17 protein-coding genes are annotated in these 23,802 nt (G+C 52.3%); 1 reads left to right on the forward strand and 16 read right to left on the reverse strand.

All coding sequences use genetic code 11. The features are described from left to right. Positions 1–54 precede the first annotated feature (54 nt). The 14 genes from ACFQI7_RS00120 to ACFQI7_RS00185 all read right to left on the reverse strand — a co-directional run bounded on the left by ACFQI7_RS00120 (position 55) and on the right by ACFQI7_RS00185 (position 20,206). A complete protein-coding gene (locus ACFQI7_RS00120; RefSeq protein WP_218102749.1) occupies positions 55–225 on the reverse strand; it encodes a class I lanthipeptide in 171 nt (56 codons plus the stop codon). A gap of 16 nt (positions 226–241) precedes the next feature. After that, positions 242–1,453 (reverse strand): lanthionine synthetase C family protein, encoded by a 1,212-nt coding sequence (locus ACFQI7_RS00125; protein WP_218102750.1) that lies wholly within the window; start codon positions 1,451–1,453, stop codon positions 242–244. A gap of 127 nt (positions 1,454–1,580) precedes the next feature. Further along, positions 1,581–2,270 (reverse strand): ester cyclase, encoded by a 690-nt coding sequence (locus tag ACFQI7_RS00130; protein WP_218102751.1) that lies wholly within the window; start codon positions 2,268–2,270, stop codon positions 1,581–1,583. Positions 2,271–3,206: 936 nt separating this feature from the next. Further along, complete coding sequence (locus ACFQI7_RS00135; RefSeq protein WP_218102752.1) at positions 3,207–4,319, reverse strand: oligogalacturonate lyase family protein; 1,113 nt, start codon at positions 4,317–4,319, stop codon at positions 3,207–3,209. A gap of 38 nt (positions 4,320–4,357) precedes the next feature. Next, positions 4,358–6,154: a hypothetical protein gene (locus tag ACFQI7_RS00140; protein WP_218102753.1), complete on the reverse strand. Its 1,797-nt coding sequence runs from the start codon at positions 6,152–6,154 to the stop codon at positions 4,358–4,360. Positions 6,155–6,267: 113 nt separating this feature from the next. Continuing rightward, on the reverse strand, positions 6,268–7,830 hold the full coding sequence (locus tag ACFQI7_RS00145) for an extracellular solute-binding protein (RefSeq protein ID WP_218102754.1): 1,563 nt from the start codon (positions 7,828–7,830) through the stop codon (positions 6,268–6,270). A 68-nt stretch (positions 7,831–7,898) separates the two neighbouring features. Next, positions 7,899–8,795 (reverse strand): carbohydrate ABC transporter permease, encoded by an 897-nt coding sequence (locus ACFQI7_RS00150; RefSeq protein ID WP_218102755.1) that lies wholly within the window; start codon positions 8,793–8,795, stop codon positions 7,899–7,901. An 11-nt stretch (positions 8,796–8,806) separates the two neighbouring features. Beyond that, positions 8,807–9,778 (reverse strand): ABC transporter permease, encoded by a 972-nt coding sequence (locus ACFQI7_RS00155; RefSeq protein ID WP_218102756.1) that lies wholly within the window; start codon positions 9,776–9,778, stop codon positions 8,807–8,809. A gap of 138 nt (positions 9,779–9,916) precedes the next feature. Next, positions 9,917–12,223, reverse strand: a complete 2,307-nt coding sequence (locus ACFQI7_RS00160; protein WP_218102757.1) for a helix-turn-helix domain-containing protein — start codon at positions 12,221–12,223, stop codon at positions 9,917–9,919. Positions 12,224–12,474: 251 nt separating this feature from the next. Beyond that, positions 12,475–13,245 carry an amidohydrolase family protein gene (locus tag ACFQI7_RS00165; RefSeq protein ID WP_218102758.1) on the reverse strand — a complete coding sequence of 257 codons (771 nt, stop codon included), beginning with the start codon at positions 13,243–13,245 and terminating at the stop codon, positions 12,475–12,477. Then, positions 13,242–13,997 carry an amidohydrolase family protein gene (locus ACFQI7_RS00170; RefSeq protein ID WP_218102759.1) on the reverse strand — a complete coding sequence of 252 codons (756 nt, stop codon included), beginning with the start codon at positions 13,995–13,997 and terminating at the stop codon, positions 13,242–13,244. The genes ACFQI7_RS00165 and ACFQI7_RS00170 overlap by 4 nt, the downstream gene beginning before the upstream one ends. Positions 13,998–14,066: 69 nt before the next feature. After that, entirely contained in the window at positions 14,067–15,287 is a 1,221-nt protein-coding gene (locus ACFQI7_RS00175; protein WP_218102760.1) for an aminotransferase class III-fold pyridoxal phosphate-dependent enzyme, read from the reverse strand. 72 nt (positions 15,288–15,359) lie between these two features. Beyond that, entirely contained in the window at positions 15,360–16,667 is a 1,308-nt protein-coding gene (locus ACFQI7_RS00180; RefSeq protein WP_218102761.1) for an ABC transporter substrate-binding protein, read from the reverse strand. A 425-nt stretch (positions 16,668–17,092) separates the two neighbouring features. After that, entirely contained in the window at positions 17,093–20,206 is a 3,114-nt protein-coding gene (locus ACFQI7_RS00185; RefSeq protein ID WP_218102762.1) for an FIMAH domain-containing protein, read from the reverse strand. A gap of 475 nt (positions 20,207–20,681) precedes the next feature. On the opposite strand from ACFQI7_RS00185, the gene ACFQI7_RS00190 reads away from it, so the two are divergent. Further along, positions 20,682–21,599, forward strand: coding sequence for a hypothetical protein (locus tag ACFQI7_RS00190; protein WP_218102763.1), 918 nt, complete (start codon positions 20,682–20,684; stop codon positions 21,597–21,599). A gap of 215 nt (positions 21,600–21,814) precedes the next feature. Here the strand turns inward: ACFQI7_RS00190 and ACFQI7_RS00195 are convergent, their stop codons facing one another. Continuing rightward, entirely contained in the window at positions 21,815–22,429 is a 615-nt protein-coding gene (locus tag ACFQI7_RS00195) for a class I SAM-dependent methyltransferase (protein ID WP_218102764.1), read from the reverse strand. A 173-nt stretch (positions 22,430–22,602) separates the two neighbouring features. Further along, the gene (locus ACFQI7_RS00200; protein ID WP_218102765.1) at positions 22,603–23,790 is read right to left on the reverse strand and encodes a Gfo/Idh/MocA family protein; all 1,188 of its coding nucleotides are present in this window, start codon (positions 23,788–23,790) and stop codon (positions 22,603–22,605) included. Between the last annotated feature and the right edge of the window lie 12 nt (positions 23,791–23,802).

Consider the following 23,802-nt stretch of genomic DNA (forward strand, 5'->3'; position numbering starts at 1 on the left):
AGTGACCCCCGAAAAAAAATGTTTTCGGGGGCGCACATTTACCGTGCAGTCAGATTAGATCCAGCAGGTTCCGCCGCAGCCGCTCCACCACTTGGTAACATAAGGTCTTCCGCCGGCAGCATTCTTAAGTTCTTCATCGCTCAGCACACGCACCGTTTCTTTGTTCAGAACCAATTTTTTTACCTCTTTGGTTTCCGATACTTGTTCTTTTTTGAAATCTTCCATTCCAATCTCTCCCATCTTAGTTTGATAATAAATAAATGCGGTCCCACAACGGTTCGATAGATGTAGACGCAGCCAGCAAAGACAAGCAGATTCCTGCTGCACCGGTCAACATGCCGGGCTCTGGCGTCCAGACCATCTTCCCGTGTGAACCCGTCAGCGCCAAATAACCACCGATTCCTTGATCCGTTCTCATTTCAAGCGTTCTTCGCACCCAGCTACCAGCAGCATCCTTAAAAAGCGTCTCGCCTGTCGCATGATAGAACCGATTAAAGAGGTGCGCAAGACCGGCGGCGCCGTGACAGAACCCGGCTTCCGCTACCTGTGACTTTTCATGCAGCTGCAGGGCTGACGTTCGGCCTAGCGCAATGGCTATATCCTCCCAGTCCGTTTGACCGAGACTTCTGGCAGCCAGCAAAAGCGCTGCCGCAACGCCCGGATCACCGTGGCACCATGCGGCTCTAGCTGGTTCCGGCGCTATTCCCGGTCCGATACATCGGGGGAACTGGCCAAATCCGGTATGATGGATTCGCCTTGCGAGCAACCAGCGGATCGCATCGTCCAATAGACGCCGTACCTTGTGCTTTTCCACGCCAAGCGTATAGGCATGGCTTAGAAATGCGATCGCACCCGGAACGCCATGGGCCATCCCCAGATTATAGAAGCCTTCCGGTGCATAGTGAATCCTGGAATCTGCCGGAAGCATCTCAGGACGAGTGAACCAGGCAGTACCGTCAGGTCCCTTCTCTGCAAGGAAATCCAGATGTGCAATCACGAGTGAAAGCATTTCTTCGGCAGCGTTGGAGAGCAGTCGTTCACGAGCGTACACCCCGATGCCGACTAGACCGTTTGTAAGGTCAAAATCACCATACCAAGGTCTGCGCAGAAGATTCAGAAGCAGCGCATCCACTTCATTCAATGCTTCTCCGCCTCCAGGTTCTTCGCTTACATGCGCGAGAGCCCAGGCAATACCTAATAGGCCTTCATACAATGCGGCCGACATCGGTGTCGTGGCGACGGAATCCATCGCATGCTCAAGAAACCGATTGGCAGAATGCCCATCCCCCAAATCTGCCCTGTCAAGGTAATGAAAAAGCACAGCCAACCCGGCTGAGCCTCCGCTGATCGTTGCATCATCCGCATCGTGGTGCCGGAGATGAACGGCAATGGACTGCACGGTTTCCAAGGCAGACTTGCGAAGTTCTTTATCCAATATCGGTTCCCAGGACATCGAACGTTGAACCCCCTTGTGAGAGACGGTCGTTTTTGAATTTGCGGAATTGCCGGCTGACAGTTTTCATTATATTAACTCCACCATTACCGCACTACGGCAAAACCACGTAGTAAAAATACGTATTTTACGCATCCATGAGACCGCTGCGGATCGCCCATGCTATGACTCCGGCACGGTTTGGGACACGAAGCTTCAAGCGAATGTGTTCCTCATATTTCTCTACGGTACGCGGACTAAGGTGCAGGTGTATACCGATTTTCTTCGAAGTGCAGCCGTGGGTTATCAGGCGAATGATATCCAATTCACGTTCTGAGAAGAGAACGCATTCCGCTTGTGAAGCATGTACCGCCGTCAATTGCTCCGTCACCTTCAAGCTAATCTCATGAGATTCCAGGGAAGTCCTTTGGGAAACTCTCCACAATCCAAGCTGTCTCATAAATTGCTGTTGATCTACCATTAACCACAAGCATGAAATCTTGTTATCCAAAAAATCAAAAAAGCCCTGACCTGGCATGGAGAAGGATTTGGAGGTTGCAGGCAAACGATAAAAGCATTCTTCATGCACACCTGATACCGTACCCCGTACCGCTACCTTATCTCCTTCGGAGATGCTGTCCTCAATCTGAAAATTCAGATTGGAGAAGCTTTTCCATGCTTGGCTGAAGAAATGGAGGAACTCCTTCCGCTTCATCGTATGCCCCGTATTGAGGCGGGCGGTAAAGGTGAAGTGGAGAATCTCGTTTAATAATGATTCATTTTTTTTGCTGAATAATTCATTGCAAAAATGATTTACGATTGTATGTTTGCTTGCCAATGAAAACCCACCTATCTGCACTCTTTTACCTAATACGTTACGTAAATATGTTCCTAACCACAACCTTCGTATGTCACAATTTTGGTCATGTTTCGGTCACGATTGGTCATGTATCCATAGTCTGTCTAATTACGTAGAGCACCGCTGGTTCCCACATCATTAGTACCACGAAAAAAGACTTCAGCTCATGCACTCCTTTAAGTAGAAGTCGCCCAAAAACGCAGGCGGAACAGTACGTCATCGACACGACGCACAGCAACGCCGCTAACAATACGGGCTTGACCATACCGACGGCATGGATATACGATCCGGACACCGCGAAGCTCGCGAAAGGATCAGTTGCTTACCACAGGCTCGATTTACAATGCAAGCCGCAAGCTGGAGCCGAACGCTATAACGCTGACGGTGCTGCTCCGATCACGGGACTTGGTTTGCCCGAAAAGTTAAAACCTGTTCATCTAGCCTCTTGACCCAAGATGCTCTATGTACCACTGTTCGGATTGTTTTCGGATATCAGCGTTTACGTTTATCTCTCTTTTCAATTCGCAAGATCTGTCGGGAATGGGGTCAAGTACTTGTCACATTGTGTCGTGACACTACGGCACAAACATATGCGTTTTCAAATAAAAAAATCCCCAATTTATGGGGATCTCAAAGCACCAATGTTTATGTCGTCGGACAATTCAATTTTTCTAAATTGATATAAGTATTGATCTACATAAGCACGAAAGCTTTATATTCATCGGATGGTCCTTCTAAACAACGTTAACCGGGTGACGACCGTAATGTCCGGCACTTCCTTGGATGCGGATTACGTCTTCAAATTCATCTTCTGCTGGTCGGTGTTCAGCGAATCCAGCTCATCTTGATATTCGGATGAACCAAGGAAGCTGCTAAGGCCTCTCTGCCGTACGGCTTCCTTCTGTTGTGCCTCTTCTAGAGCATGACCCGATAAATGCAGGGCTTGCCCGCCATATCGGAGGTGAAGACAACGAATGAACCGTCCGGTGAAAAAGCCGGATGCGGATGGGCATCCTGCGTATTGCCGTAGCTTCCCCAGCTCGTGCCGTGCGAACAGAGCTTTTCCTCGCTGCGCTTCTCCACATCGACCAGGTAGATGAAATGCTCCTCCTTCAGCTGGCCGTCGCCGACAATCCGGGTATTATCATGATTGGAGATGAAATGGCAATATTTCGAGCATTCCATCCATACTTCCTCCTGCAACGTTACCGGGTCCATGAACCGGATGCTTTCGTGAGGCCCGCCTTCCTGGCTGCGGTACACGAAGGCGAAGCGGGAGCCGTCAGCGAGCCAATATTCGTGGGTGATGAGCTCCTCGTGCGTCTGAGGCTTCGCGCAGCGCAGGTTCGAGCCGTCGGACCGCACAAGCCACAGTCTCGCATCAATCCGGTTCCACGGGCCTTCATGGCAGAAGAGGATTGTCGCAGGGTCACCCGGCCGCAGCTGCGGATGGCCCAGCCAGCAATGCGGCTCCTCATGGACGACATGGCTGGTCTGCCGCTCGATATCGACATAGACGATACGGCAGTGCGGCTTCGCGGCCCATTGCGGCTCGAAGGTCGACCAATCGCCGCGGCTCGGTACGACGTCCCGCTCGTTCATTTCGACCAGCACCAGATAGCGGTCGTCCGAGCTCAGTCCCGGATTCGCGTTCGGCACCCAGCCTGCCGGCGATTCATAGAAGGGCTCCTCGGTTAACGTCGCCATATCCATGCGGATGATCTGCCGGTCCCGGCAATAGATCAGGCAGCGGTCATCGCTTGTGAGCGAGCAGCTGAAATCGTGCACTCCCGTCCCTTCCGTCAACTGGACGGCCGACCCGCTCTCCAGATCCATTTTGTAAAGATTGCGCAATCCGTCCCGGCCGCTCGCATAAATCAGATATCGGTTGTCGCTTGTTATCATCTTGTAATAAAAATAAGGATGATGCTGGATATGCTCCGGCGTCGTCAGACGGGTTACCGTCCTGCCGGTATAAGGATCCTCGAAGCTATGAAATGCGTTCTTCACTACCGTACCCTTGGCCATCGTCTTCTTCAGCGCTCCTTTCCGATAATCGATTCGATCTATCGCAGCATCTGCTGCTTCGTCGCCGGCTTCAGAGGCAAGGTCAACGTCAACACGCTGCCGCTCGCGGTTCGGTAAGCCGCATGCACTTGCGGACCATCCGCGTCGGCCCACTGTTCCGCGAATGTGCCGCCGTCGGTCCCGGCGACCGGAGCTCCCGGCGCTTCCTTGGCCATGTCGCTGCCGGGGACCGTTCGCTCGGCCGACGCATCCAAGCCGCCGCCCTCCCCGCCGCCCAGCCGGAAGGCCAGCACCAGCAGCGCCTCCTGCAAGCTGCGGAAATCAAACCGCTTCGTGTCGCCGGCATAGACGACATAATCGACGTTCAGCTTCTCCCCGATTCTTCCGATCTCCCATCTCGGCGTCTCGCCATCGAAGGCAGCGAACAACACGGCCGCCTGCATCGCAAGCGCTCCCCCGTCCAGGCTGACATGAACCGCACCCGCCTCTTCCGTGAGGCGGGCCTCCACTCCTTCCAGCCTGCCGCCGATTTCGAACCGCAGCCTGAGATCGGCGGCCTCGAGCGTACCGTCTATCGGGTCAAGACCGATATGCGTATCCCCGCCGTTCGTGCAAAAGCCGATGCCGAACAAGGCGTCCGCCCCCTCCTGCCGGCAGGAGAATACGGCCGAAGAATAATCGTATCCATCATGTAAAAACCGCAAGTGGATATAGCTGAAGCGATCCCCGTTCCGCACGTAGGCCAACAGGTTACGGCGCTGATTCCACATGACGTCCTTGCTGAACGTCCCGAGGCTCACCCGCTCGTCCTTGTACGTCGTGGCGGTATTGACCGCCATTCCACCGGCATCCCGATGGATAACCTGGCGGTATTCGCCGCCCTGCCCCTCCCGGAACGCCGCCCTGTAATCTGGCGGGCATTGAATGTCGTTCTCGTACCAGTCCAGACTGTACGACATGTGATCCTCGGGCAGCATCGGCACAGTGTCCCCGCACGCCATCTGCAGGAACGACCGCACGGCGTCCGTCATCATCGTGCTGTAACTGCGGCTGTGCGGCCCGGACCACTCTCCGGTCGGCGCATGGTAATGCTCCGCGATCATGCTCCAGGCCACATCCAACATGTCGGCGCTCAGCCGCTTCGCCTCGGGCAGCCGCGTCGACGTGTGGATGCTCGACAGCTCCTGGATGGCCACGACCGTATACGTCGGGCTGTTGAACTCCTGGAACGTCCCCAGTTCGCGAGTATAATCGCTGAACTTGCGCAGCCGCTCCAGCCCGTAGTCGGCATACCTGTCGACGCCGTAAACTTCCCCGGCGATCAGCGTAACGAACGCCCCCATGATGGCTATATTCGTATAGCCGGGACCGACATTGCGCTTGATGATCGCATCGCATGCGCAAAAGACCGCGTGACGAATCTGTTCGCGCAGCGACGGCGAGAGCCGCTGACCGTGCCTTTGCTCCGCCAGCACAAGCCGCTTGCCGCAAAAGTCGGCCCAGTTCCAGTCCGGCGGCGCCATCATTGACAGCGGCTCCTCCATGAACCAAGACCAGATGCCGAAGGTCGCGCTGTCACGTTTTTGATCCTGCAGCCCAATCACCTTCCGCAATAGGTCCGACGCCCGCTCCGTATAGGCCTGCTCGCCGCTGTCCAGCAGCGCCAAGGCATAAATGCAGGCGGCCAATGTCGGGTGAGTATGCGTCACTCCTTTCAGCGTCGTATGATATCCGGGCGAGCTGAAAGGCCTTCTCACCATATGCAGCCCGGGATTATAGTCCTTATGCCAGCTCCCCAGCTCTTGCATCAGCATTCGTCGGTGGTCGATGGTCATGGATTCCGCTCCTTTATAATATTAATTATTTATGTCATGAATTATTTATGGCAAAAAGCGTCTCTGCCCTTTTTCCGGATGAGAATACGGGTCAGGACGCTCCCGCTCCTGGATTAGTTCGTTTTCACATTTTTTTGGTACCATTCCTGGGCGAGCTTGTCGACATTATCTCCTCCAAGCCGTTTCCACTCCTTGCGAAGCTGCTCCAATCCCCATTGCGGCGTATACTGTGCTCCGCCCGTAATGACCTTCGTCTCGATTTCCTCCGACAGCGGCGCGAAGGAAGTCTGGATTTCGCTTAATTCCGGGAACGTCGGGTTGAACGGTATGTCGCGGCGGAACTTGTTCTTCATCGCTACCTTCATCGATTCGCCCTGGACCTTGGCGTATTCCTGCGATATCGCATCCTGCGCCGCCATGATGGCGAAATCCTCCGGCTTCGGACTGTATTGATCCACTACGGCATATTCCGCTGCATAACCGATTTCCTTCTTGTTTTTCTCCGCATCGATCGCCTGCGGCACCCCGTTCACCAGCTTGTAATGAACTCCCTCTTGGCCGAAGCGCACGCCGAACCAGTTTTTGTCGATCAACCAATCCAGCAGCTTGATGGCAGCCTTAGGATCCTTCAAATCTTTGTTGAATACGATCAACCGGTTGGCAGGCGGCTCCTGGAACAAACCGAATTTGCCGTATTTCGTTGCTACCGGCTCGAAAGGAACCAGTTTCGCGCCAGGCACATTTTGCTTCAGTTCGCGGTATTCCGACGGAATGTTCCAGCTTGCGAAATAGATGCCGGCTTTGCCCGTTACGAACAGCTGCCGTTCCTTCTGGAAGTTTTTATCCGTAATGTATTCCTTATCGACGAGCCCTTCTTCAAAAAACATTTTCAACACAGTGAGTACATCGGCATAACGCTCGGTAAAGTTGCCTTTGACGATTTTGCCGTTTTCCAAATACCAAATTCCGCCTTGCGCAGCGTACAATGCCTGAATATTGCCCGTATAGTTGAAGTTGAACGCCGCGCCCAGCGTGTCCGCTTTGCCGTTGCCGTCCGGATCCTTCTCCTTAAATGCCCGCATGACGGTTATCATCTCATCCATGGTCGTAGGCATCTTCAGGCCGAGCTTATCCAGCCAATCTTGCCGAATCCACATTGCATGGTTGGCGATGGCATCGATACCGCGCGCGCTGGTAGCCATATACATTTTGCCGTCCAACATCGTATACGGCTTCAATTCCGGATGCGCTTGCAAATACGCCTTGTAAGTAGTGCTGTATTTCTCGATGTATTCGTCGATCGGCTGAATGGCTCCCTGATCCTTCAAGGTGGACATGTAATCCCGCCCGAATTCCCACATCAGGTCCGGCGCTTCGCCCGCCGCAATAAGCGTATTCAGCTTTTGTATCGACTGCGTACGCAGGATGGGCACCCATTTGACATTGATGCCCGATTTCTCGTTAATGTACTTCGTCACACGGTTGCTTTCGTATGTTCCTTCATCGCTCGCCACCTGCCCCCGGTCGAGGATCGAGATGCTGACCTCCAGCTTTTGGTTATCGTTATTGTTCTTCGTACCGCCGTTCTGGCCTTCCTCGCCGCCGGAACAGGCTGCAATTATCGTCGTCGTTAAAGTAACCCCCAGCAGCACGGCTATAGGCTTGCGTTTTTTCATCGACTTCTCCGCCTCCTCCAATGGGAACTCGTTCTGTTCTACCTGCTCCATCAGGCATTACACATTCCTCAGCCTTTCAGCGAACCGATCAATACGCCTTTTACGAAATATTTTTGCAAGAACGGATATACGCATAAGATCGGCGTTACCGAAATGATGATGGCTGCAGCCCTTACGCCTTCCGGGGACAACAGCGTTTGCATGGCCGCTCCTTCGCCGCCGTTCGTCGCACCCGCGTTCAGCAGGCTTTGACTTGTCGTATCGATCATTTGCAAAAGCTTCACCATCAGCGACTGCTTGCCCGAGCTTGTGATGTACATCAGCACGTTCATATACGAATTCCACCAGCCTACCGCATAAAACAAGGTCAGCGCCGCGATGATCGGAAGCGATAACGGCAGAATGATTTTCCAGATGATGTACAGATCGTTCGCACCGTCGATGGATGCCGATTCCTCCAGCTCTGCAGGCAGATTCTCAAAAAACGTTTTCATTACGAAAAAGTTGTACGTGCTGAGCAGCCCCGGCAGCCATAACGCCCAATACGAATTCATGATGCCAAGCGATTTGATCAAAATGTAGTTGGGAATCAAGCCGCCCCCGAACAGCATCGTGAAGGTGATGAGCATCAACATGAAGCTGCGCCCCTTCAGCCGTCTGCGGCTGAGCGGATAGGCCGCCATAATTGTCGATGCGATATTGAGCGCCGTTCCCACCACCGTTATGATCACCGTATTTTTCATCGCTACGAGCAGCTGCCCGTCCTCGATCAAATTTTGAAACGAGGTGAACGTCACATCCTTCGGCCACAGGAACACTTCCCCGGAGCTGATCGCCCGCGAGCCGCTCATGGACGTTGCCAGCACGTTGACGAAAGGAAACAAAGTCAGTACGGCGAGAAACGCCAGAAACGCATAGAGCAAACCATACAGCAATCTTGTTGACAACGCGGAACCTCCGGTCATTCGTCTCCCTCCTACCATAATCCGTTTTCGCCCAGCGCTTTGACGATTTTGTTGACAGCGACGACCAAAATCAGTCCGATCACCGATTGGAACAGCCCGAGCGCGGTCGTATAGCTGTACTGGGTGCCTACCAGACCGACGTTGTACACGTACGTGCTGATCACGTTCGACACTTCATGCACAGCTTTGTTTTGCAAAATAAAAACATGCTCGAAGCCGACATCCATCATTTGGCCGACCCGCAAAATAAGCAAAATCGCTATCGTACTGCGAATGCCCGGCAGCGTTACGTGCCAAATGCGCCGCAGCTTGCCCGCTCCGTCGATTTTGGCCGCCTCGTACAGCTGCGGATCGATGCCTGCCATCGCCGCCAAATACAAAATCGTCCCCCAGCCTGCGCTCTGCCATATGCCCGATAAAATGAAGACAATCGGCCACCAGAAGTTGCTTGCCATAAAGTAGATCGGCTCGGGGCCGAGCAGCTTGATCGCCGTGTTCACAATCCCTGTCGACGGCGACAACAGCGCGACGACGATGCCTCCCAGCACGACCCAGGAAATGAAATGTGGAATATAGAGCAAATTTTGGATCGTCCGCTTATACCATTCGATCCGTACTTCATTCAGCAAAATCGCCAGTACAATGGGAACCGGAAACGCAAACACGATGCTGTACACGTTGAGAAGCAAAGTGTTTTTCAATACGGTGAAAAAATCCGGGCTCGTAAACAATCGTTCGAAATGCCTCAGTCCGACCCACTTGCTGCCCCAGATGCCGTCGGCAAACCGGTAGTTTTTGAATGCGATGATTTCGCCGAACATCGGCGCATACTTGAAAATCAGATAATAGGCCAAAATCGGGAGCAGCAGCAAATATAAGTACTTATCCCGTTTGATGTATTTCCAGGCCGCCTTCGTTCGTCTGGCAAGTAGCGATTGTCTCACCCCGGTCTGCCCCGCGACATCGCCGAATTGCGAATTCATCGTTCCACCCCTCCCCTCTTCTCGCTTTCGCCGATTTCACCGCTATCGTATACGCTGCCTGCGTCGTTTGGATATATTCTCTTTTTACCCTCTTCACTTTTTTTAAGCCGCGGCTTGTTCGCGCGCCATGCACCGGATTTAATCTATACACCTTTTTTCATCTGCCGGGTTTTCCCTGTATTCTCCGGGGGTTTGGCCCGTATACTTTTTGAATATGCGTATAAAGCTTTGCGCGTTGTTGTAGCCGACTTGTTCGGCTATCGCATTGATTTTGAGCTTCGGATCCCGAAGCAGCTGCTTCGATTTTTCCATCCGGATATGAATCAGGTAGTCCATGAAATTCATTTCCATCGTTTCCTTGAACAGCTTGCTCAAATAAGGAACGCTCAGATGAAAGTCGGACGCGATCAGGTTGAGCGACAGGTTGCTGTCCATATAGTTGTGCTCCAAATACGAAATGATCCGGTTGACCGTATCGCTCGGGCTCTTGCTCTCCCGCTTCTCCTCCGTCCGAATAATCAGCTCCTGAAGAAAGGCCGATATGTACTTTCGGATATCCTCGACATTGGCGCACGAATCGATGTGGGTATAAATATTTTCCTTCGGATCGAGAAACTGTTTGATATCGAGGCCTTTGTCCGAAATCGCCTTGATGGACTTCATGATGAGCTGGATGCACATTTGTTTGATCATTTCCGGCGGCACGTTGCTCTTGATCGTCTCATCGAACAGCTTTTCGAGCTGGATCTCCAGCTTCGATTTATCGGTATCGCGGATCAAGCCGACAATGGTATCGCTCATCGCCCAAATCCGGTAAAACTTATCGTTGTGATTACCCGCAACATCTTCAATGGAGATGACTGTATTGTCGCCCATGATCAGCCTGTATTTCATGGCGTTTTGCGCTTCCTTGTACGATTCGTGGATGCCTTCGAGCTGAAGGTGCGGGCTCCCGACGCCGATGGTTACGGTCTGCTTGAAATGCTCGGCGACGTAGTTTCTCACGAGATCGGCAATTTGCAGCGCCTGAAGCTGATTCCCCTGCGGATCGTCCTCCTCGAAGCTCATAATGACGGCCACGACGCCGTCGTTCACTTCGACCGATACTCCCTTGCATACGCCGGCCACCAGCTCCTCGGCAACGTTGCTGATCGCATAGGTGAACAAGTATACGTCGCGGGGCGACGCAATATGCTGCTTGCGGTCCAGCTCGATGACCAGTACGACGAACCGCGAATCGTAGAAATGAATGCCTAGCATGTCAAAATATTTTCTCATCCGGTTATAATTCGTCTTATCCGCCATGAGCAGACTCATAATCAGCCGCCATTTCAGCGCTGGCAAGCTTTCGTGCATTTGCTTTTGCAGCGATTCGTTGTCGGACATCATCTGCTTGAAAAACTTCTCAAGGTACGTCAGATCGTCGTGGCGATCGATCTTTTTCCCGGCGAACGCTTGAAAAAAACGCTCCAGCGGACGGAACGTATAGCTGCTGACCGCATAAACGAGAATGATGGCGACAATAAACATCCCGGCAGCGATGGACAATAAAATGTTGCGCACCATTTCCAGCGGGCGGTTCATCACCGGATTGGGTACGATACTTATATATTTCCAACCGTTATACTGCGAAGACACATAAAAGGTAGTATAGCTGCCGTCCCGGACTTTTTTGGTGATATATCCGCTTCCCTGCAGTTTGTCCAAAGCGGGTGCCGATTCTATGCTGCCGAAGGGCTTATACAGCTGGGCTTTGTCTTTGGATGAAATAATCATACCCTGTTCGTTAATCACCATCGTCTGCCCGAGCCGCTGTTTATCGACATCCTCCATCAGGTTCGCCACCGTACGTTCATCGATGTTCACGATAATGGCGCCTTTGCGAAATTGCGGGTTGCTGATCAAGGGGAATTGACGGACGAGCGAAATGACGTTCTTATCGAGCTGCAGACCGGAGCTGACCGTAGTAATTTGGCGGACATCCAGCCATTGATGGTAACGCTGCATGTTGTTGAAGGCGGGCAGCCAATCCATATCGTAGAAATCCGCTTCATCGGCAAACGTATTGTCCGTCAGCATGCTCTTTTTTTGAATCGAATAAAGGTAGAAGGAAGAAATATTGCTGTTCGCATTCATTAACACCTTGAACTTCGTATTCAGGACGTTAAAGTGACTGAAGCGCATCTCGTCATTCGTATACCTCCCGTTCAAGACAAAGGCGACTTCCGGCTCCTGAATGAAATTTATCGTATTCGTGTCGATTTCTCGCAGGATCATTTCGATTTTTTGCTGAACCAGGTGAAGCAGCGCGATGTTCGTATTTTTCAGCTGCCCCTCGAGACTTCCCTTGGAGCTGAGATACGACAGCCAGGCGGTAGTGGAAATGATTAGCAAAAACACAATTCCATAAATCATCTTGAATCTTGCGGGAATGGTTCCTTTCAACAAGCTCATCTCCCCTTTATTTTGACAGGATGGGCAGGAACGCTTCATTCTCATTGCATGAAAGCGGCTTCACAAATAGATACGTTAATCGGCCATGCTTGCCTCTGTTTAGAAAAGCATACCATACATCCGGTAAGCGCATAGTGCAAACAAGCGACATCGCATATGGAAAAATAATAATACACCGCAAAGGAAAAAATTATAGAAATAAGAAAAAAGCTTGATTGCTCAAGCTTCTTTGGGTGATCTTCCTATGTGGCGCGGGATGCGAGAAACGATGCGTTTCCGCCTAAAATGCCTTGCTTGACCGTCTCGTCAACCTCGGCATAATCGATGAGGCAGTGCGTGCTTTGCAAACAATAGAGAGGGTGCTGTGAGCCGTACATGATTTTTCCGGCGGGAATTTGCTGTAGAAGCTCCTCAATGACGAATGCACGGTCCTTCAGCCCGGATGTATCCAAGTAAAGTCTTGGGAGCTTGTTGATTTCTTCGCTCATGCTTACGATTTCGCCAAAGCGGATATTGAGCAGCACGATGTCCAGATCCGCATGCCGCCGGACAAAGGTTTTCAGCTCGTCGAGGGCTAGCGGAGCGGGCTTAATCAAATAATCGAGCCGCTCGTCCTCCATTCGTTTCGTTACGAATAACGGCAGCCTGAGCCTCCGCAGCGTTTCGCACAAGCGTTCTACCGGTTCGCTGCCTATCTTATAGTCATGATAAGTCGGGTAAATGCGAACGCCACGGATATCGAACCGGCTGATTCCTTCGCGAATGTCACGTTCCCAGCCGGGCAGCGTCGGATTGACGGTCAGCACGTGCTTGTATTCGGTTCCGCGAATCCACTCGTGCAGCTCCGCGTCTCCCTCGAACGGATCGTTGTAAAAGATGCTGTTTAACGAAGCCGCATACCCGCCGGAAATGCCGTTTTTACGATGTACGTTCCGTAAATCATCCAGCGAGTTTTTGCGTATTTTGCGGAACGGCCAATGGCCGAGCAGCACGTTGACGTCGACATGCATCATGACGGCCTCCCCGACAACCCGCGATCGAACAAGCGGATTGCATTCTTGTAATAAATGAGCTCGCGCTGCTCCGCGGTCAATTCCGCTTCCTCCACCTGACCGTAGTTCACCAGGTATGTTATCGGCATGTCGGAGCCGAAGACGATACGTTCCGCGCCGACCTGCTCCACGGCATAATCGAGATCGTCCCGGCGGAACGGCGATCCCGAAAAGTCATGCCATACGTTCGGATAATCGCGGACGGCTTTGATGCCATGGTAGCAATTGCCGCCGAAATGAGCCATCAGCAGCTTGGCCTCCGGGTACCGCTCCGCCAGGTTCGCTACATGGATCCCCGTCGTCTCGTAAGGAAGCTGTCCGACCGTCTTATGGAACGAGTGAATCAGGATCGGAATCTGATAGCCGATGCACTGCTCGACGAGCGGAAACACGCGCGGATCGTCGCAGAATGTAGCGACCCACAGCTTCATGCCGGACATGCCGTACTGCTCGATTCCCCGCTTCAGCACGCTTATGGCATCCGGGTGGGCAGGATTCACATAGCAGTATCCTTCGGCAACATCCGGCTGCTCCCTCATAAAACGGGACACATCGGCGTTTAGGCTCGCGATTTCGGACTCGTCGGGGTCGTGCGACTTCAGGCCGGATACGTACAGCTTGGAGATGCCGAAGCGCTCGCATGCCTCGAGCAGCGTACGGGTGCTGTCGTCATACTTTCCTCCCCAAATATGCGTGTGTGCATCAATAATCATGATTCTCCCTGCTTTCCAATTGAAATCCGAACGTCCGCTGAATCGCGCCTCGATTCATGCCAGGCCCCGTCACGTAATGTCGCTGCAGGCCCGCTCCAATCGCAGTAACGCCTCCGCAATATCTTCATCCTGATGACTGAAGCTGACATACGAAACGTTATACAGTGAAACGCCGTGTTTGAAAGCCGACCGGAAAAACCGGCTTTTGATCCGGCTATCCGCCCCCGGCTTGACGGTAAACGCCGGGCACGGCCAAAAGCCTTTCACTTCGAGCGGGATGCCGAAACGGTCGAATAACGTGTTCAAGCCGCTCCACATGCGCTCGCCTTGTCTCCACAAATGGCCTACGACATCCCGCTCCCGATACACGGCCATCGTCGCCTTGGCAGCGGCCAGAGACAGCGTTTCGCCGCCGAACGTGCTGGAGATGACCGTTCCTCCCCGGTTGCAAGCAGCCATCGTTTCACGGCTGCCGACATACGCCGATAAAGGCATGCCGTTGGCGATCCCTTTGCTGAAGACCGCCAAATCCGGCGTCACGCCGAAATATTGCTGGACCCCGCCAATCGCAATGCGGAAGCCGGTAACGATTTCATCGAACACCAGCAGCGCCCCGTACTTTCGCGTTAATTCGCGTACCGCAGGATAAAACGTTGTGCCGTACTCCATCCGCTCATAGTCGGCGGCGACGACGACCGCTGCGATTTGTTCGCCGCATGCTTCGAACAGCCGCTCCAGCGCGGGCAAATCGTTCCAGCCGGCGGTATGATGCAGTGCGCTCAGCGCGGCCGGCACCCCCGGCACGGCCTTCGGCGCTTGCTGTCCGGGCAGCAGCGGTCCGCCTCCGCCAAGGGCATTCAGCCATCCGTTATAGCCGATCTGCACGATTCGGTCGCGTCCGGTGCAGGTGCGGGCAATTCGGATCGCCGCGGCCATCGCTTCTCCCCCCGTCTTCAGGAAACGAGCCTGCTCTGCGGAAGGGATCAGTTCGCATAGCGTTTCCGCCACCTCGCACTCCAGCGGATGGGGATGCCCGAAGACGATGCCGTTGGAGAGCTGGCTTCGGATCGCTTCGTCGACTTCCGGGAATTGATAGCCAAGCGTTACCGGACCGAGCCCATTACGGAAGTCGATATACTCCTTTCCGTCCGCGTCCCATACCCGGCAGCCGTTTCCCTTCACTATAACTGCCGGTTCCTCCGGCATCCATGCAGCTGCCTTCGAACACGTGCTCGATCCCCACGGAATCATCCGTTCCAGACGTTCGTGCCATTGTTCCGAATTCATCATCCAAGCATCCCTCCCATATGCTTACAGCTGCGGTATATCCACGACCTGCTTCGATTCCACCGCTCGGTCCACTTATTTTGCTTTCTCCTTTTCGACCTCCGCCTTCAGCTGCTCGTCAAGCTTGCGCAGCGCCGTGTTGGCATCCGCCTTGTTTTGCGCAAAATCTAGGAATGCTTGAAAGAGAAGCGCCTGCTGCTTGGAGCCGGGGATATCCGGCAGGCTGGCTTTCCTTTTCGGAGTATACGGAATTGGATCATAGTAGCTGATTGCCCTCATGTTCTTCGTGCTGTACAGCGGATGCCCTTTTCCTAATGCATCTTTGATCTCCTTGTTTACAACGGTGGCGGGAATGCCTTTCTTGGAATCCTCCATCTGGATTTCGTCCGTCAGCATCGCCGTAATGACTTGAAAAGCTTCGTCCTTATGCTTGCTCGTTTTAGCGATCGACCAATAGGCCGGCCCGCGCTGCGCCGTCAGCTTCGGAGCGCCTTCCATCGTAGGATGCGAAACGATATCCCAATCGATTTCCTGCGGAATGATTAAATACACGCTGTGAAGATTGACCTGCATCGCCACGTTCCCTTTGGCGAACGCGTTCGTTTCGTTCGCGGTCGTGCTTTCAATCGGATTGTTCGGAATATCGTAAAACCGCTTGTAATTCGAAAATATCGCCTTCCACCGGTCCGGATTCGCGAGCTGATCGGCCAGCGGATCGAGAATCGGCAGCGAAAACAAATTGTCCCGCAAAACGCTGTTTGCCGCCGCTGAAAATCCGCGATAGACGTTATTGCCGTCCGCTCTTGACATTTTCTTCGCAAGCTCGTAGATTTCATCGAAGCTCATGCCGTCCTTCGGATAAGGAACGCCGAAACGGTTGAACAGATCTTTGTTGTAATAAAGCACATGCGGAAAATACGGCGGAACGGGCAAACCGTATAATGCCCCAGTACGTCCGGCGTCGACGATTTCGTCGATAAATACTTTATTGAAGCGGTTCAAATCATATTGATACTTTTTGACGTACGGGTTCAAATCCTCCGCAAGATCCAGATCGATGTAATTATTTCTCAAATTCGGAACATCGGTCCGAATGACGTCCGGAATGGTTCCCGCCGTCACCAAATCGGCGATCTCTTGACCTTTGCCATTCGTCCTGTATTCGAATGTGATATGGGGGAACTTCTTCTGCAGCGCCCCCCGGAACCGGTCGTCAAATTCCTCCGCTTTCACGCCCGCCGCATAAATCGTCATCGTAAACGGCTCTTTCGGCTTCTCCGCCGCCGTTTCTCCAGGCGCTTTCCCTTCCCCTTTGTCCGCACTGCATGATTGCAGAACGGAAATCGTCATGCACATCCCGATCAACCAAAACTTTCTGTTCATCCCGACTACCTCCCATATTCATATCGCGGAATCAAGGGACGCCCCGTATTCAAAAGCCCGAGACGTTCGAAAGCGCAGTGACAAGCGAGTAAGCTTTATGATCCACACCTGCCTGAAAGGCAGATGGCTGCAGCGAATATTCACAGGTTTTCGGGTATGCTCGTTTGTAAGGACAAAAGGATCGTTAGTTGTGTCGGAATCGAAGTAGGTCGGATAAACAGATCGGTTGGAAAAGAAATCGAGGAAAATTTTATCGACATTCTATAATAACTTGTATGTATCCTGTATTTAATTATAGTATAAAACCAACGAACTGTGACATATCTTTAAATTGTCTTTATTTAAATGAAGGTAAGACCGGAAAAAATACAAATACGAAAAGGGGGCATCCGATCTCCGGATCCCCCTCCTCCGCGCATCCTATTTTACGATTGATACGATGCTTTTAAGGCTGCCGCATCGCTTAATAGAACGGATAATGCTTTACTCGACGCCTTCACGGACATTGCTTTCCCGCTGAGGTGCTTGATGAAATCGTCGAGATGCTTAGCCGCTTGCCCCCGATCTCCCTTATCGGTGAAATGCTGCACCTGCTTGAGCGAAGTCGTCAATTGGACCGCCAGCGAACGCTCGATCTCGCTGGATCCGATGTAGAAATCAAGCTCGCTTTGCAAAGACGGAAGCGTGACGTCAACGGACAGTGTTACGCGATTGGTTGTATAAGCCGTTCCGTTAATCGTTACTTCCGCCCAAATGTCCGATGTGCCGGGGTTTATTGCGGTCGGCTTACCGTAGACGAAATCAACGACCGACGGATTGCTGCTGCGGAAAACCGGATTGCGTTGTTCCAGCCCTTCGACAACGCGACCTTTCTCCAGAAGCCCTTGAATCGTTACGTCGGCTGATTGACCTCGCTGCAATTCGGTTTGCGAAACGTTCAGCTGCGCACCGATAGGTTTAAGCACGAGTGCCGGGATCGAAAGTTTAAGAAGGTTTGTTTCCTCCGTCAAATAAAAATGGCCGAAGTCGTCCTGCGTCATCCAGTTGCGAAGGCCGGCATCACGGATGACGGTCAACTGCTTTGTCGCCGCATTGATAGTAAAAAATCGGTTGGCCTGCACCCCGTATACGTTCCCGTCGGTCCCGATGGTAAACTGTGCGTCCCTCCATACAGCGCTCGAGTACGATTTCGTGCTAATTTGCTGCGTATGAACGACCTGTCTTGTATCGGGATTGAAAATGAACAGCGTATCCTCATCCGATCCCCAGATATTGCCGTCCGGTCCGACAATCAGCTCTGTGATCGCCTTCTTCCCCGGAACCGGCGTCATTTCCAGCACTTTTTGTTTCTTTTCGATGTCCCAAATGAAGAGCTTCGCTTCGGTTGCGATAGGGTCTTGGCCGAGCCCTCCCCATATGCCTGTGCCGCCATAGATGAATCCGTCCTTATACGTCACCGCCGTCACGCTCTGCCGGTCGACGACGTTTAAGTATGCCTCACGCGTCCGGGTGTTCAAGTCGTAAATAACGAGCGCACCGCCAAGCAGACCGTAATCCGGAACAGTGCCGACGACGATTTTGTCCTGGCCTCCGATAATCGTCCCGGCGAGCGCGCGGTCCTGCTGCCCGACATCATAGGCCGAGAACAGCAGCTTCGGATTCAGCTGAACAGGGTCCTTGACGTTCCACGGCTTATTCGGATCGAATTCGAATACTTTCGCATTCGGATAAGCGGCGAAATACAGCTTCCCCTTATGGCTGTAGATCCGGTCGGTCTGCGTTGCGGGCAGCTTTTGTCCGAGACCAAGCGATTCGTTGGTATATTCCGTTATTACGCCTGTAAAAGGATCGTATATCGCATTCCCGCCCGACAAATAACCGCTGGTGCTGATATTCCCGTAGGTTGTTTTTTCCACCGTTTGAAGCGCCGTAGGCTCCCCCTCGACGGGAATGATCGTGTATTTTATTTTTCCTGTACTCAAATTGTATTTGAAAATTCGGCCCTCCCTCGTAAAGCCTACCAAGGAGTAGCCCGGAAAATCCGCTTCTCCCAGCTGCGCGAACGTAAATCCGTATGCATCGCCGTCCGTGTACAAATTCAAAGACTGGTAAGTTCCCAAGTCCAGATCGTAGTATCCGAGACGCGAGCTTGTGGTATAGTACACTTTATTATCGACGGGAGACTTGGGGGAAACGAGCCGCGATGTAACCGTCCCTGTCGTTTCGTCAAACTGCTGCGTGGCAAGATCCATCGCAACCGTTCCTCCCGGCGAAAACCGCATAAACAGCTTGCCGCCGGATACGGTCATGTCGAAAATAAATTCCGCCGAACCAAACTTCGCGGGAAGCGGAATCTCGACCTTCTCCCCCGTATCGACGTTATATTTGATCAGATGCGCGTGGGAGCCGATCCCGAAATAGTACGAGCGGCGCTCTTCATCATACGCGACCGAGTACGTATAAGCCTCATCCGGCATGATGGAGCCGAGATTTTTCAGTTGATTGCTCGCGATGCTGTACTCGAAAGCTTCGCTTTTATTGTAGGTGCCTCCAATGAGGGTGCCTTCCGGACCGTTTTTCATATCGAACGTCTGAGAGCCCGCCGCTTTTCGGATGAATTGCACTTTATCCGCTCCCGGCACATATTTGAACAGATAGCTTGGCGTCCCCGCCAAATATACTGTCCCGTCGGGCTGCACGGAAAGTCCGCGTACGTATGTGGAGGCGTACGTCGTGCCGCCTACCTTCTCCGATACGGGAATTTGCGCGATCAGCTTCTCTGTCTTTACGTCCACGACAAGCAAACTGGCCGGGTTGCCTACTAAAGTGGAGTAGGCGAGCAAATTACCGGCGCCGTCTTTGCCGAACGCAGCCCTGTGCGTATTTACCGTATGGATTTGAGGACCGATATTCGATATTTCATACGGGATGGTCCCTCCGTCCTGCGGTTTCACCGTAAAGGAGAGGTCATCCACATACGTCTGTCCCACGCTGGAAGAAGCGGTGTAAACCAATATTCTTGCAATCGTGGCGGCGGCCGGCGCTTGGGATTCCGTGCTCACATCCGACCAGGCGGTCACCGGTTTTAACGCGGCAAGGGATGCCGGCGCAATATAGCCTGTTACGACATTATCGCTTGCGCTCTTGTAATATCGGACGGCCGCATAAATCGTACCGCTCGTATTGTTCGTTTTGACGTGGAAGGAATACTTATTCCCTGCCGTCACGTCGATAGGGTCGCTGTAGACGACGATGGATGCGTTCGTTGCAGTATCGGCAACGTACAGGCTGCTGCCGCCCGAGCTGCTGAAGCGGTCGTTCACTTCGACCGTAATGCCCGGCTTGATGGCGCCCGTTCCGCCGTAAAGCGACCACCCCGGAATGGAACCGTCTTCTTCCAAGGGCAGCTCAAAGCCAGGATTCGCGATCAAATTCGGCATCTTGTCATCGGCATGGGCTCGCTGAAGCGGAACCATACCCGATACGACGGTCAAAAGGATCGCAAGCAGTGCAAACATGAATGGTCTGGTACGCCACATGATTCGGATACACCCTCCACTGGATAAACGGATTCGAATTTGAACCGGCTTGTTCTCCTTCGTGAAACCATCTTACCGATGCTTATGGGAGCTTGCTTTGCTGAAAGTATCTAATTTGAAGCACAATTTGACTGTAAGTGCGGTATTTCCACCCAGGTGACTCGGAATGGACGGTCGGGGAATCCGACCTCGTGAGCGGAGGCATCCGTACTCGTGTTCACATCCAATCTTCCTTTGCGTAGAATGGTCTGCATTATATCATAGGCCCGTGTACGGATAATAGATAGTAATCCAGATTTAATTTTCTCGGCATCCGAACAGGACCGGGGCCGAAAATACAGGGCCTAAGACATGGCGATATTTGTCGAAATTAGTTAATAGGAACTATAGTAGCTTGACTATACGGGACATATAATGAAATCAATCTTCCGGAAGAGGAACTTCGTTTGAACAGCTAAAGGAGCGCAAAAGGGACATGGCATGGGCCAAAAACAACTATTGGGGTCACAGAGAATGGCTAGGAATCGTGATCGTTACACTGGTCCTGTTTTCAGGAACCTTTATTGCAGCGTGGACTGCATTTGCCGCGCCGCTGCCGTCCGGAAAATCGAAAGCCACCTGGGTGTGGGATACTTCACTTATCGCCACAAGCACCGGACGCAACCAAATTTTTCAATTTGCCAAAAATCAGCAAATCTCCCGCATCTATCTTCAGGTCAACCCGGATGTCGCAAAGAGCGCCTACCGCAGCATGATCAAGACCGCCGCCGGAAACGGCATTGAAGTGTATGTGCTTGACGGCGCCCCCAATTGGGCACTCCCCGAAAATCGCGCACGCATCGCAAGCCTGATCAGCTGGGTAAAGACGTATAACGCTTCCGTTGCCACGAATGAACGATTCGCCGGCATTCAGCTCGACGTCGAGCCTTATTTACTTCCGGAATGGTCGAGCGATCAAAGCGGCACGGCGCAAAAATGGCTTGATGCGCTGTCGTATTTTCATGACGAAACGAAAAAAGCTCCCGTCTTATCGACCTCCGCAGCAATACCATTTTGGCTCGACAGCGTACCGCTAAGCAGCGGAGTCGCATTAGGGGAAGTTCTGATCGCCAAGCTGGACGAGGTTGCCCTCATGTCTTATCGGGATCAAGGAGACGCGGTAGCGGACCTCGTCAAAGAGGAACTGGCCTGGGGCGACAAGTATGGCAAGAAGGTGTGGCTCAGCCTCGAAACGAACCCTGTTTCGGAAACGCCGTACATCACATTCTATGAAGAGGGAAAAGCGGAAATGGACCGGCAGATGGCTCGAATCGACGAGCTGGTGAAAGTTCACCCGTCGTATGCAGGCATCGCCGTGCACGATTACATAGGCTGGCGCAATCTGAAAAACTAAAGCCACAGAGGCCACAGTGTCTTTAAGCAGCACCCGGGCCGCAGACGATTATTCCGCTGCGGCCTCGGGTGCTCTTCGGCGTTGTGCTGCCAGTGCGGTTAGGATACATAAGCTTCGGGCGCCGCCCCCTTCGGCGGCTGGCGTGAATGTTCGCTGAAAAAATCCCTTTCCATGCAATCCTGTCTGTTGCTTCAATGAACAGGAGCGGGTCGCCGCTACGCCTCTCCTTTTTTTGGCGACGCCCACACCAAATGAACGGTATTAAACTTGTAGTGTTCCATATGATGTATATGGATCGGGGACTGCTGAAAAATATGGATCATATTACGATCCAGATGGCAGCCGACAACGCGTAGGAATATCGGCTCGATGATCTTTTGGGTGCTGCCGATCAATCGGTTTGAACTGAGACCATGCTCCATTAACAAAATTTGACCGTCCGGCTTGCACCACCTGCTAAAAGATTCCAACACTTTAACAGGATACTCGTAACCGCAAAAAGATAATGTCGAGACGATGGTATCAAATGAGTTGTCAGGAAACGATATAGATTCAATATCGGATTGAATGAATGTGGCACGAACATTGCTAGCCGTGGCGGATTCTTTTGCCTTGGATAACATAGCACCGCTGAAATCGACAGCAGTCACATCCACATCTTTGGGGTAAAAGTAAAAATTCGCGCCGGCACCAACAGCTACCTCAAGAACGTTCCCCTTTGCACTTCCGATCAATTTTTCCCGCCATTTCCGTTCCGACTGCTTCTTCCTTCTCGTTTCGTAAATTTTGGATTGATGATCGAATTTACGGACGAGTTTCTCTTTGTCCATAGTACCCTCCGGTTAAATACGTATTGACAAGAACTTGATCCCATGTAACAAAAAAGCCGCGATTTACGCGGTTTTTAATGAGTTCAAGTTCTTGTCACTCGACAGTTGTCAGTTGTCGATAGAGCTGCACTCCAAAAGTCGCGACCTTTTGGAGTTGCAGCCTGTCTGTTTCCTTATGCTTTTGAGAACGATCCGGAGATGTCCGATTCCAATTCGCTTGTTCTTGTCTTCTTGTACCTGGAGGTCTTGATCAGCTCGCTCAGCTTGCCCTCATACTCATCAGCATCAAACGGCACATCGATGATCGTTTTCTTAAAGGAAGACAGCATAATGCCATTGCCGATTGTGAGTCCCTTGATCCCTTCCGTTCCGTGCGCGATCAGCTCGCCTCCGCCGTTCAGGATCGCTTGAACAAACTTTTCGGTGACGACCTTATGGCCGGTCGGCGCACCGGTTTTCACCGGAATTTCCGTATACCAATTCTCGACGCCTTCAAAGCCGCTCTTCGATTCCCGGAGATGCTTCAGCATGGAGATGCGGTTTTTGTAAAGTATAATCTTCCCATTCTCATAAACCAGCTTCCCGTTTTCACCGATAATTTCAAAACGGTTCGTTCCCGGAGACTCCGCCGTGGTCACGATAAAATGCCCGATCATGCCGTCTTCATGCTCAAAATAGGCGGTAACCTCGTCTTCCACTTCAATATTATGGTATTTGCCGATATGGGCATGGCCGCTGATCCGTGCCGGAAGACCGAACAGCCATTGATACGTATCCAGATTATGAGGACACTGATTCGTCAGGATGCCTCCGCCTTCGCCGGCCCAAGTGGCGCGCCAATCGCCGCTGTCGTAATAAGATTGCGAACGGAACCACGCTGTATTGATCCAGGTGACCCGAGTCAGTCTTCCAAGCTCTCCGCCATCGACAATGTCTTTCAGCTTTTTGTAAAACGGTAGCGTCCGTTCCTGAAACATTATGCCGAATATCAGACTCTGATTTTCCAGCTTCGCTTTCTCGTAAGCGGCAATCGATTTTTTCGCGTCATTGACATGAACGGCGAGCGGTTTCTCGCACATGACATGCAGCCCCCGTTCGAAGGCGTCCACCGAGATGGTCGTGTGATCGTAATGCGGAACGGCGATGATCACGGCTTCAAGTCCGGAGCGATCGAACAGTTCGGTATGACTGTAATAGGCGTCCGTGCCGCATTCCACGGCAAATTTATCCGCCTTCTCCTTTACGGTATCGCATACTCCGACCAATTCCACGTTGTCCATCGTGCTTAAATACCGAATGTGCGTACGTCCGATATTGCCTAAACCGACCAAACCGATTTGCACTTTGCGCTGAGTACTCATTTCTTATCCCTC

This window comes from Paenibacillus allorhizosphaerae (genome assembly GCF_042659105.1).
GTDB classification, from domain to species: domain Bacteria; phylum Bacillota; class Bacilli; order Paenibacillales; family NBRC-103111; genus Paenibacillus_G; species Paenibacillus_G allorhizosphaerae.